The following is an 11,822-nucleotide window of genomic DNA, read 5'->3' as shown; positions in this document are numbered from 1 at the left end:
CACCATAGCGCAAGCCGCGGCACTGTTCATGCGGGATTGCGCGGTGGGGTGGGGTGCCCGCCGCACATGGGCGCGGAGGAGCCGCTATTCGACCTTGGTGCCATGGCGGTGCCTTGCTGCCGGGGCGCAGTATGGCGGTCCAGGCCAGGGGAGGTGCGGAATGAAGCTGTGCTGCATAGCAATGATGGGCGGTGTCATGGCTCTGGCGCTGCCAGCGGTAGCCGCGGCACAGGGCTTCGATACCCGCGATGCCGCCAGCATCCAGGCCGTGGAGAATCTGGAGGCCTACGCCGTCTATAAAATGGGCCAGTACGATCTGGCCCGCGAGCGGTGGGAGGCGCTGGCGGCCAAGGGCAACACCACGGCCATGATCAACCTGTCCAACATGCACGCCCAGGGCCAGGGCGTGCCGCGCGATCCCGCCGCCGCCCGGAACTGGACCCGCAAGGCGGCGGAGCTGGGGGACGCCAGAGCGCAGCTCGAACTCGGCCTTGCCTATGAGCGGGGCGACGGGGTGGAGCGGAACCTGGACGAAGCCGCCCTGTGGCTGGGCCGCGCGGCGGAGAAGGGGAATGCGGAGGCGCAGTTCTCCCTGGGCGTGCTGCTCGCCACCGGGCAGGGCAAGGGACCGGAGGCCGCGACGCCGGAGCAGCGGCGGCAGGCGAGGAGCTGGCTGTCCAAGGCCGCCGAGTCTGGTCACGAAGAAGCCGCGGCGATGCTGTCCGTGCTGAAGTAAGCCGGCGGGCGCAACGGAAACCTCACGGCAATACGGCGCACATCCGGGCGACATGGGGGGCGGGCAGTCTCCGCCCCATTCCCGTCTCATGGAGCCACGGACATGATCTTCCACGCATCCATCCCCGCCCGCGATCCCGTCGTCACCGCCGCCATGCTGGCCGAGCTGACCGGCGGCACGGCCTATCCCTTCCCGCCGGTTCGCGGCGGCTTCATCGTCTTCACCGGGGCCGGCAACGGCCATGCGCTGGAAATCTATCCGGCCGGCGTCGGCGTGGCGCCGGGCGGGGTGGAGATCGCGGCCGGCACCCGCCAGGGCGGCGCGCCGGGGGAGACCCACATCGCGCTGGGCGTGCCGAAGTCGGAAGCGGAGATAAGGTCGATCGCCCGCCAGGCCGGCTGGACCTGCGAAACCTGCGACCGCGGCGGTTTCTTCCAGGTGGTGGAGCTGTGGATCGACGGCACCTTCCTGATCGAGGCGCTGACGCCGGAGATGCAGCGGGCCTATGCCGCCTCCATGACGCCCGAGAACTGGGCGAAGACCTTCGGCTTCGCCAACGCGGCCTGAGGCGCGGACCGGGCCGGAGGCGTCAGAGCAGCGTGACGCCGTCGCCCTTGCCGATACCGCCGCCGGTGACGACATGGGCATAGACGCCGCAGACGGCATGGCCGAAGCCGCCCTTCAGCGCCTTGACGATATTCATGTCGCGCTCGGCCGTGGCGGGGTTCACCTCCGTCGCGGCGCAGCGGGTGGTGGTCTTGAAGACCTCCAGCTCCACATCGCCCACGCGCAGGCGCTTGCCCACCCACTCCATCTCCGCCCAGGGCTCGAAGCCTTCCAGGTGCAGGTTGCCGCGGAAGCGCAGCGGGTCCACCGGGGCGCGGGTGATGCGCTCGATATCCCGGACGCTGGCCAGATTGATCAGCGACACCGCCTTGTCCGGGATGTCGGTGAAGGCCATGCCGGGGCTTTCCACCAGCTTGTAGGGGCCGGGAACCGCGGCATCCTTCATGTAGGCGGCCAGGAACTGGTCGATCAGCAGCCGCCCGGTGGGGGTGTCGATCTTCCCGCGCGCCACGGGCTTGCCGGCCCGGTTCAGGACCAGCATGGCCGTGGCCGGATCATACTCCGCCGCAAGCGTCGCCAGCCGCTCATCCCGCACCAGGGCCAGGAAGTTGGTCTTCGGCTTCCACGCCGGCTCCGCCGGGTCGAAGGCGCTGGCGCCATGGATGATCGCGAAGCGCCGGTCCTGCGGCAGCCCCTGGCCGGGCGATAGCTCCACCCGCTCCACGATCTGCGCGGACAGGCCCTTCACGGGGTAGTACTGGATCTGGTCGATGCGTGCGGACATGGGTCCGCTTATGGCTGCGGGTCCGGGCCTTGTCAATGCAGCGATCACCCGCGCGGACCTGATCCGGAAGGCTCCCCGCTCCCTTTAACGACGTCGAGACCCGCCGCCGGATACCCTTGCGGCCTGCCGGGGCTTAACCCACATATCGCAATGATCCTCCCGGATCGCACAGATGTGGATCATGGCCGGGGCGGGCCCAGATGGGACGCCTCTTCATCCGGCCGAGCCTGAGGGAGAATGGGGACCATGGATTTTTCCAAATATACCGAGCGCAGCCAGGGCTTCGTGCAGGCGGCGCAGGGGCTGGCTCTGCGCAGCGGCCACCAGCAGCTCACGCCCGAACATCTGCTGAAGGTCCTGCTGGACGACAAGGAAGGGCTTGCCGCCAACCTGATCCGCGCCGCCGGCGGCGATCCGGCGCGCGCGTTGACCGCGGTGGAAGGCGAGCTGAAGAGGATTCCCAAGGTGGAAGGCCCCGGCGCCGGCGGCGTCGGCTTGAGCCGTGAGCTCGCCCGCGTGTTCGGCACGGCGGAGGAGGTGGCGCAGAAGGCCGGCGACAGCTTCGTCACCGCCGAACGCCTGCTGCTGGCCTTGGCGCTGACCACGGGGACCGGGGCCGCCAAGGCGCTGGCCGATGCGGGCGCCGCCCCCCAGAAGCTGAACGAGGCCATCAATTCCCTGCGCAAGGGCCGCACGGCGGACAGCGCCAGCGCCGAGCAGGCCTATGACGCGCTGAAGAAGTACGCCCGCGACCTGACCGAGGCGGCGCGCGACGGCAAGCTCGACCCCGTGATCGGCCGCGACGAGGAGATCCGCCGCACCATCCAGGTGCTGGCCCGCCGCACCAAGAACAACCCCGTCCTGATCGGTGAGCCCGGCGTGGGCAAGACCGCCATCGTGGAGGGGCTGGCCCAGCGCATCGTGAACGGCGACGTGCCGGAGGGGCTGAAGAGCAAGCGCCTGCTGGCGCTCGACCTTGGCTCGCTGGTCGCAGGTGCCAAGTACCGCGGCGAGTTCGAGGAGCGGCTGAAGGCCGTGCTCCAGGAGATCCAGGCGGCGGCCGGCGAGATCATCGTCTTCATCGACGAGCTGCACACGCTGGTCGGGGCCGGCAAGGCGGACGGCGCCATGGACGCCTCCAACATGCTGAAGCCCGCGCTGGCGCGCGGCGAGCTTCACTGCGTCGGCGCCACCACGCTGGACGAGTACCGCAAATACATCGAGAAGGACGCGGCCCTGGCCCGCCGCTTCCAGCCCGTCTTCGTGCCGGAGCCGACGGTGGAGGACACCATCTCCATCCTGCGCGGGCTGAAGGAGAAGTACGAGCTGCACCATGGCGTGCGCATCACCGACGGCGCCATCGTGGCGGCGGCCACCCTGTCCAACCGCTACATCACCGACCGTTTCCTGCCCGACAAGGCCATCGACCTGATCGACGAGGCGGCCAGCCGTCTCCGCATGGTGGTGGACAGCAAGCCGGAGGAGATCGATGCGCTGGACCGCGACATCATCCGGCTGAAGATCGAGCGGGAGGCGCTGAAGCGCGAGACCGACGCGGCTTCCCGCGACCGGCTGGAGAGGCTGGAGGCCGAGCTGGCCGATCTGGAGCAGAAATCGGCCGAGCTGACCGCCCAGTGGCAGGCGGAGAAGGAGACGCTGACCTCCGCCCAGAAGCTGAAGGAGCAGTTGGAAGCTGCCCGCGCCGAGCTGGAGCAGGCGCAGCGGACGGGCAACTGGGCCCGCGCCGGCGAGCTGACCTATGGCGTGATCCCGGAGCTGGAGAAGAAGCTCGCCGATGCCGACGCGGCATCCGAGCACCGGATGCTGAACGAGGAGGTGCGCGACGACGCCATCGCCTCCGTCGTCAGCCGCTGGACCGGCATCCCGGTGGATAAGATGCTGACCGGCGAGCGGGAGAAGCTGCTCCGCATGGAGGAGAAGCTGCGCAGCCGCGTCATCGGCCAGGAGGAGGCCGTGGTCGCCGTCTCCAATGCCGTCCGCCGCGCCCGCGCCGGCCTGCAGGACCCGAACCGGCCCATCGGCAGCTTCCTGTTCCTCGGCCCCACCGGCGTCGGCAAGACCGAGCTGACCAAGGCCCTGGCGGAGTTCCTGTTCGATGACGAGACGGCCATGGTCCGCCTCGACATGTCGGAATATATGGAGAAGCACTCCGTCGCCCGCATGATCGGCGCCCCTCCGGGCTATGTCGGCTATGAGGAGGGCGGGGCGCTGACGGAGGCGGTGCGCCGCCGGCCCTACCAGGTCGTCCTGTTCGACGAGGTGGAGAAGGCCCATCCGGACGTGTTCAACGTGCTGCTCCAGGTGCTGGACGATGGCCGCCTGACCGACGGCCAGGGCCGCACCGTGGACTTCCGCAACGTGCTGATCGTCATGACCTCCAACCTCGGCAGCCAGTATCTGGCCGAGTTGCCGGAAGGGGCGGACGCCTCGGCTGCGCGGGAGCAGGTGATGGAGGTGGTGCGGCAGAGCTTCCGGCCGGAATTCCTGAACCGGTTGGATGAGATTCTGCTGTTCCACCGGCTGAACCGGGCCAACATGACCGGCATCGTCAGCATCCAGCTCGGCAGGCTGCGCAAGATGCTGGCCGACCGCAACATCGAGCTGGAGCTGGACGAGGCGGCGCTGGCCTGGCTTGGCGACAAGGGCTACGACCCGGTCTACGGTGCCCGGCCGCTGAAGCGCGTGATCCAGCGGGAGCTTCAGAACCCGATGGCCACCCGCATCCTGGAAGGACGGATCGCCGACGGCCAGACCGTGCATGTCACCGCCGGCCCCGACGGGCTGGTGATCGAGGGCGAGCCGGTCAGCGGCATCCTCCCGCCCGAGGCCAGCGCCTGGGGCGGCGAACGCCCCCGCACGCTGCACTGAGCCCAGTAGGTCGGTCGCGCCAGAAGCGCGGCCGACATCCCGCACGGAACCTGTCGGCCACGCCCGTGCGTGGCCGACCTGCTTTGTGCCCTCCGCCTGAAATCCCGCACCGCATTGCCATCCTTGCTGCGCTGCGGCAGGGTGCGCGCGGTTTCCCACCAGCATCGCAACGCCGCCCATGCCCCATATCGTCCTCGACATCACCGCCCATGGCCTCGGCCACCTCGCCCAGATGTCGCCGGTCATGGCGGCGCTCGCGGAAGGCTGCGAGCCCGTCCGGCTGACGGTGCGGAGCGGTCACCCGCGGGAGACGCTGGCCCGCTTCATCGCCCAGCCCTTCGACATGGCCCCGCCGGTGGCGGAGATCGGCATGGCCATGCGGGACCCCAACCGCGTGGATGCGGAGGCCAGCCGCCGCTTCTACCTGGACCTCCATGCCGACTGGGATGCGCGGGTCGAGGGTGAGGCTGCCCGACTTGCGGCGCTCGCACCCAGCCTGCTGCTGGCCAACGTGCCTTACCTTTCCCTGGCTGCTGCGGATCGGGCCGGCGTGCCCGCCATCGCGCTCTGCTCCCTGAACTGGCGCGACGTTGTCGGCAGCTATCTGGGCCGGGAGGGGGGAATGGCGGCCGTGCTGGATCGGATGCACGCCGCTTACCGCACTGCGCAGCCCTTCATCCGCTTCGATCCCGCCCTGCCGATGGCCGATCTGCCCAATGCGGTGACCGTGGGGCCTGTGGCCCGGATCGGGCTGGACCGGCGGGCGGAGCTGCGTGGGCGCTTCCCGGATGCCGTCCCGGATACCCGCTTCGTCCTCGTCTCCTTCGGCGGCATCCAAGGGCCGCCGCTGATCCGCCGGCTGCCACGCCTGGACCGCATCGGCTGGATCGTCAGCGACGGACGGCTGGATCGGGAGGGGCGGGACGACATCCTCACCGTGGAGGAAACCAGGCTCTCCTTCATCGATCTTGTGCGCAGCGCCGACCTCGTCGTGACCAAGCCCGGCTACGGTCTCTTCGCCGATGCCGTCTGCAATGGCGTCCGCCTGCTCCATTTCGGCCGGCCCGACTGGCCGGAGACGCCCTATCTCGCCGAATGGGCCGCACGGCATGGCGTCGCGCTGGGGATGGAGGAGGCGGAGGTGCATGGGAGCGCGTTCGCCGGCAATGTACACGCGGCCCTCGCCATGACCCTGCCGGGACCGCCACCCGCCCCTACCGGCGGGGTGGAAGCGGCGCGGATCATCGCCGGGCGGCTCGGCCTCCGCCCGCGCGTCTAGATCGGCGGCTGCCGCCAGAGATCGCGCGGATCGGGCGGGGCCAGGAAGCGGACCAGCCCCAACCCGGCCACGAAGCCGCCGATATGCGCCCACCAGGCGATGCCGCCTCCCATGTCCGGCGTGAACAGGTCCCCGGCGCCTTGCAGGAGCTGCAGCGCGAACCAGACGCCGGCATAAGCCCAGGTGCTGACCGGAAGGATCAGCGGAATGATGATGATCGGGATCAGCAGCAGCACCCGCGATTTCGGATGCAGCGTGATGTGCGCCCCCAGCACGGCGGCAATAGCGCCGGAGGCACCCAGGGCGGGCACCTGGCTCCCGGCATAGACGGCCATGTGAGCCCAGCTCGCCAGCACCCCGCTCAGCAGATAGAACAGGGCGAAGCGGAGTTGACCCATCCGCTCCTCCACCGCCCGGCCGAACAGCCACAGCGTCCACATGTTGGCGATCAGATGCAGCCAGCCGCCATGCAGGAAGATGTTGGTGAGCAGCGGCCGGTAGTCGTTGGGATCGAGTCCGACCCGAACGGCCCAGAACGGGTCCGCATAGCGCCGCGGCACCAGGGCCCATTCAACGGCCAGCAGGAATCCTTCGCGCGGCCCCAGCGTGGCCTGATACACGAACACCAGTATGTTGACGCCCAGCAGCATCAGCACGACCGGCTGCCGGCGATAGACCTGGACGTCGGTGCGGATCGGTATCACGGGGGCTGCCGCCGTCCGTCGCTTCGGAAGCGGGCGGCGACACGGGCCGATCAGCCCATCCCGCCACCCGCATCATGTTCCAATGCGGAAGCCGCGATGCCGTTCCGTCGGAACCGGAAGGTCAGCAGCCGGGCTCGCGGCTGCACGCGCCGGACTTGACCGTCTCCTCGCCGCTGGCGCTCACCAGCTCCAGCGTCCCGGCCGGCTGGGCGGCGGCGACCGCCGTCGCGCGGGCGAACTCCTCGTCTACCTCGGCGACCAGGGCCTTGAAGCGCGCCATCTCCTTGCCGTCCAGGGTACGGCCGGTCGGCATGTCAGCCTTCAACGGGTTGGTCTGCCGCCCGTTCTCCAGCACCTCATAATGCAGGTGCGGCCCGGTGGAGCGGCCAGTGGTGCCCACGAAGCCGATCACATCGCCCTGGGTGACGCGGGCGCCCCTGCGGATATTGGCGCCGAACCGGGACAGGTGGGCATAGGCGGTCTGGATCTTGCCATTATGGCGGATGCGGACATAGTTGCCGTAGCTGCCCTTCTGGCCGGCCTCTTCGATGACGCCGTCGCCGGCGGCATAGATCGGCGTGCCGGTGGGGGCGGCGAAGTCCATCCCCTTGTGCATCTTGCTGTAGCCCAGCACGGGATGACGGCGCATGCCGAACTTGCTGGAAATGCGAGCGCCGTCAATCGGCGTGCGCAGCAGGGCCTTGCGGATCGACTCGCCCTTGCGGGTGAAATAGTCGACCGTGCCGTCCTGGAACTCGTAGCGGTAGACCGGCAGCACCTTGTTGCCCAGCTTCAGGGCGGCATACCGAATGGCGCCTTCGCGGGCGATGCTGCCATCTTCCGTGGTGTAACGGTCGAACAGCACCTCGAAGCCGTCGCCCTCATGAACGTCGCGCTGGAAGTCGACATCATAGGAATAGGTCCGGATCAAAGCTGCCAGGATCGGCATCGGCACGCCGGCCTCAGCGCCCGCCTGATACAGGGAGGAGTTGATGGTTCCGCGCGCGCCGACCGTCAGGCGCGCCAGCGGCTTCTCGATCTCCGCGGCACGGAAACCCTCATCCCCGGCGGTGACGCTGACCACCTTCTCGACCGCTGGCTGGAACTCGAACCCTACGAACCGCGGCTCCTCGCCCGTACGGTCGAACAGAACGGAGAATTCCTGGCCGAGACGGAGCTGGCGGGGATTGTGGACCTTGCGCATGGCGGCCACCGCCTCATGCGCCTGTTCGCGCGGAACCTCTGCATCCAGCAGCAGCTGAATCAGCGTGCCGCCGCGGCCCAGGCTGACAACCCGGCGCTCTACCGGCTCCACAGCGATTTCGGCATCGCCCCAGGCGTCGCCGGCTAGGCTCAGCCCCTGTTCCCGGTCGAAATCGGGAAGTATGACGGGAAGGGGAGGGGAGGGTTCATCGACCGCAGCAACTGTCGGCGGCGTCAGTGCGGGCATCGCCAGTTCAGGCGCCGGACGCGGCACCATTATAGCGGCTGCGACCAGGGCGCCGAGCGCGGCGGCTGTAACCGTCGTGACGGCGGCTCTGTTCAGCACGTCCCCATCTCCTGCATCTCCGGCCGAAATTCCTGGTCAAACTTGCTGGACCGCTGCTCTGGTGTCAACGTCGATGTGCAGCGGACGCATGACACCCGGCGCTGACCGGCAGGAAAGTTATAGCCCAATGCGCATACGCGTATGCAACCCCATTACGGCCGGGCCGTTGAGGCGGGGTAAGCTGGGTTCTTCTGACTGTCAGAAAAACGAAACGGCAGCGAAAGAAACCCTTTGACAGGCCACGCCACCCTCCATATAAACCGCCTCACCGACGCGCTGGACGGTGTTCGGCGGCGACGGTGAAGCAGTTTCGATTTTTGCCCTTGACGGCCTAGGCCTTAAGAGCTAAATGATCGGACTTCCGGCCCCAAGGGGCCGGGCAAGCCACCTCCCTCCCGGTTCGGGTTGGACTCGATCTTCAAAGGTCGGGCGTGGAGTGGTTCGGCCGTTCAGTGCCCTCGGGTGCTGCGGGGCGCGGGTCTTGAACAACTGCATATGGTTTTGAGAAGGGATGCGCAGGCGGCGGTCTCTGGGTGCCGGCGGGAGCTGGTGTTTGGAGTGCCTTATAGCTTGTGCATCACGCCAAGAATGCTCTGACCTGTTCTGATGGAGACATCGGGGCGGGTGCTTCAGGAGACAATTCGGGTAGGATTGCACCGGTTGAGGTGCTCCGTCGATGAGGATGTTGGTTTCGGCCGATATCCGCTTCAAACCTGAGAGTTTGATCCTGGCTCAGAACGAACGCTGGCGGCAGGCCTAACACATGCAAGTCGAACGAAGGCTTCGGCCTTAGTGGCGCACGGGTGAGTAACGCGTGGGAACGTGCCCTTTGGTCTGGGATAACGTCTGGAAACGGACGCTAATACCGGATGAGCCCTCTGGGGGAAAGATTTATCGCCAAGGGAGCGGCCCGCGTCTGATTAGCTAGTTGGTGGGGTAATGGCCCACCAAGGCGACGATCAGTAGCTGGTCTGAGAGGATGATCAGCCACACTGGGACTGAGACACGGCCCAGACTCCTACGGGAGGCAGCAGTGGGGAATATTGGACAATGGGGGCAACCCTGATCCAGCCATGCCGCGTGAGTGATGAAGGCCTTCGGGTTGTAAAGCTCTTTCGCACGCGACGATGATGACGGTAGCGTGAGAAGAAGCCCCGGCTAACTTCGTGCCAGCAGCCGCGGTAATACGAAGGGGGCTAGCGTTGTTCGGAATTACTGGGCGTAAAGGGCGCGTAGGCGGCGCTTCAAGTCAGATGTGAAAGCCCCGGGCTCAACCTGGGAACAGCATTTGAGACTGGAGTGCTTGAGTTCCGGAGAGGTGGGTGGAATTCCCAGTGTAGAGGTGAAATTCGTAGATATTGGGAAGAACACCGGTGGCGAAGGCGGCCCACTGGACGGATACTGACGCTGAGGCGCGAAAGCGTGGGGAGCAAACAGGATTAGATACCCTGGTAGTCCACGCCGTAAACGATGTCGGCTAGACGTTGGGGCTCTTAGAGCTTCGGTGTCGCAGCTAACGCATTAAGCCGACCGCCTGGGGAGTACGGCCGCAAGGTTGAAACTCAAAGGAATTGACGGGGGCCCGCACAAGCGGTGGAGCATGTGGTTTAATTCGAAGCAACGCGCAGAACCTTACCAGCCCTTGACATGCCTGGACCGGCGCAGAGATGCGCTTTCCTCTTCGGAGGCCGGGACACAGGTGCTGCATGGCTGTCGTCAGCTCGTGTCGTGAGATGTTGGGTTAAGTCCCGCAACGAGCGCAACCCTCATCGTCAGTTGCCATCATTTGGTTGGGCACTCTGGCGAAACTGCCGCTGACAAGGCGGAGGAAGGCGGGGATGACGTCAAGTCCTCATGGCCCTTACGGGCTGGGCTACACACGTGCTACAATGGTGGTGACAGTGGGCAGCGACCCTGCGAAGGGAAGCGAATCTCCAAAAGCCATCTCAGTTCGGATTGCACTCTGCAACTCGGGTGCATGAAGTTGGAATCGCTAGTAATCGCGGATCAGCACGCCGCGGTGAATACGTTCCCGGGCCTTGTACACACCGCCCGTCACACCATGGGAGTTGGCTTTACCCGAAGCCGGTGCGCTAACCCGTAAGGGAGGCAGCCGACCACGGTACGGTCAGCGACTGGGGTGAAGTCGTAACAAGGTAGCCGTAGGGGAACCTGCGGCTGGATCACCTCCTTTCTAAGGAACCGGCTCATCCGCCGCCCCGCCTGAGATGTTCAGGCCCTGGGTTTCCAGGTAAGGGGCCGCCGCCGGCGCATCCCTTCTCAACGGATCATGAGCAACCTGCCCCCGGCAGTCGGGCTTGTGGCTCTGGGCCCCGGATCGGGGTCCGGGGCCGAAGCCTCCGACCCAGGGGCTCGGAAGCTTCGGGCTAGTAGCTCAGCTGGTTAGAGCGCGCGCTTGATAAGCGTGAGGTCGCAAGTTCAAATCTTGCCTGGCCCACCATACCCGGGGGCGTAGCTCAGTTGGGAGAGCGCGTGCTTTGCAAGCATGAGGTCGTCGGTTCGATCCCGTCCGCCTCCACCAGGTTCTTGGTGTCGAGGGCGGGGAGAGCCCGGCCCCCTTGTGATCCGATGAGAAGACAGCAGATTGCCCGTGGGCATGGCGCATGGCGCCGGCCCTGGGCATTGGAGGCACCGGCCTCCGGTTCTTGGGACATTGTGAAGAAGGTAAATGCAAGTGTGACCGAGGGAGGTCCGCTGGCCTGGGAAGGCCGGTTTGGATCTCCAGGGAACTGCACTTTCAGGTGCGCTTGCGTGTGGGGTTTCCCCTGCGCGTGGGGCATCATGAGAGGATCAAGCGTAATAAGGGCATCTGGTGGATGCCTTGGCACTGAGAGGCGATGAAGGACGTTGCACGCTGCGATAAGCCATGGGGAGCCGCGAGCAGGCTATGATCCGTGGATTTCCGAATGGGGCAACCCACCGCGCAAGCGGTATCCCAAGCTGAATCCATAGGTTTGGGAGGCGAACCCGGGGAACTGAAACATCTAAGTACCCGGAGGAAAGGACATCAACCGAGACTCCGCTAGTAGTGGCGAGCGAACGCGGACCAGGCCAGTGGTCTTCTCTACATAACCGGAACCGTCTGGAAAGTCGGGCCAGAGCGGGTGATAGCCCCGTACGGGTAAACCGGAGAAGATCCTTGAGTAGGGCGGGACACGAGACATCCTGTCTGAACATGGGGGGACCACCCTCCAAGCCTAAGTACTCCTCAGTGACCGATAGTGAACCAGTACCGTGAGGGAAAGGTGAAAAGCACCCCGACGAGGGGAGTGAAAGAGCACCTGAAACCGGAT

The 11,822-nt window shown here is 66.4% G+C and carries 7 protein-coding genes, 2 tRNA genes and 2 rRNA genes (1 of these 11 running past the window's edge); 8 read left to right on the top strand and 3 right to left on the bottom strand.

The window, feature by feature from the left end; translation table 11 throughout:
* The first annotated feature begins 160 nt into the window (after positions 1 to 160).
* The gene (locus tag DOL89_RS12375) at positions 161 to 736 is read left to right on the top strand and encodes a tetratricopeptide repeat protein (RefSeq protein WP_162937483.1); all 576 of its coding nucleotides are present in this window, start codon (positions 161 to 163) and stop codon (positions 734 to 736) included.
* 102 nt (positions 737 to 838) lie between these two features.
* The gene (locus tag DOL89_RS12370) at positions 839 to 1,303 is read left to right on the top strand and encodes a hypothetical protein (RefSeq protein WP_119679432.1); all 465 of its coding nucleotides are present in this window, start codon (positions 839 to 841) and stop codon (positions 1,301 to 1,303) included.
* A gap of 22 nt (positions 1,304 to 1,325) precedes the next feature.
* Here the strand turns inward: DOL89_RS12370 and DOL89_RS12365 are convergent, their stop codons facing one another.
* Positions 1,326 to 2,087 (bottom strand): MOSC domain-containing protein, encoded by a 762-nt coding sequence (locus tag DOL89_RS12365; protein ID WP_119679431.1) that lies wholly within the window; start codon positions 2,085 to 2,087, stop codon positions 1,326 to 1,328.
* Between the two features lie 246 nt (positions 2,088 to 2,333).
* On the opposite strand from DOL89_RS12365, the gene clpB reads away from it, so the two are divergent.
* Positions 2,334 to 4,976: an ATP-dependent chaperone ClpB gene (gene clpB, locus DOL89_RS12360; protein ID WP_119680401.1), complete on the top strand. Its 2,643-nt coding sequence runs from the start codon at positions 2,334 to 2,336 to the stop codon at positions 4,974 to 4,976.
* A 178-nt stretch (positions 4,977 to 5,154) separates the two neighbouring features.
* Positions 5,155 to 6,255, top strand: a complete 1,101-nt coding sequence (locus DOL89_RS12355; RefSeq protein ID WP_119679430.1) for a hypothetical protein — start codon at positions 5,155 to 5,157, stop codon at positions 6,253 to 6,255.
* On the opposite strand, the gene DOL89_RS12350 is transcribed toward DOL89_RS12355, so the two are convergent.
* Together DOL89_RS12350 and DOL89_RS12345 are read right to left on the bottom strand one after the other, a co-directional pair.
* Positions 6,252 to 6,959, bottom strand: coding sequence for a rhomboid family intramembrane serine protease (locus tag DOL89_RS12350; protein WP_119679429.1), 708 nt, complete (start codon positions 6,957 to 6,959; stop codon positions 6,252 to 6,254). The two genes, DOL89_RS12355 and DOL89_RS12350, sit on opposite strands and share 4 nt — an antisense overlap.
* A gap of 121 nt (positions 6,960 to 7,080) precedes the next feature.
* On the bottom strand, positions 7,081 to 8,508 hold the full coding sequence (locus DOL89_RS12345; protein WP_119679428.1) for a M23 family metallopeptidase: 1,428 nt from the start codon (positions 8,506 to 8,508) through the stop codon (positions 7,081 to 7,083).
* Between the two features lie 709 nt (positions 8,509 to 9,217).
* Between DOL89_RS12345 and DOL89_RS12340 the strand changes: the two genes are divergently transcribed.
* The 4 genes from DOL89_RS12340 to DOL89_RS12325 all read left to right on the top strand — a co-directional run.
* Positions 9,218 to 10,702: ribosomal RNA gene (locus tag DOL89_RS12340) — 16S ribosomal RNA — on the top strand.
* 190 nt (positions 10,703 to 10,892) lie between these two features.
* Positions 10,893 to 10,969, top strand: a tRNA-Ile gene (locus DOL89_RS12335).
* Positions 10,970 to 10,974: 5 nt separating this feature from the next.
* A tRNA-Ala gene (locus tag DOL89_RS12330) sits at positions 10,975 to 11,050 on the top strand.
* A gap of 267 nt (positions 11,051 to 11,317) precedes the next feature.
* A 23S ribosomal RNA gene (locus DOL89_RS12325) occupies positions 11,318 to 11,822 on the top strand (it continues 2,244 nt past the right edge of the window).
* Together the 16S and 23S rRNA genes with 2 tRNA genes alongside form the textbook arrangement of a ribosomal RNA operon.

The organism is Indioceanicola profundi, from assembly GCF_003568845.1.
GTDB lineage: Bacteria > Pseudomonadota > Alphaproteobacteria > Azospirillales > Azospirillaceae > Indioceanicola > Indioceanicola profundi.
The sequence above is the reverse complement of the archived record's forward strand: the minus strand, read 5'-3'. Positions and strand labels throughout refer to the sequence as shown.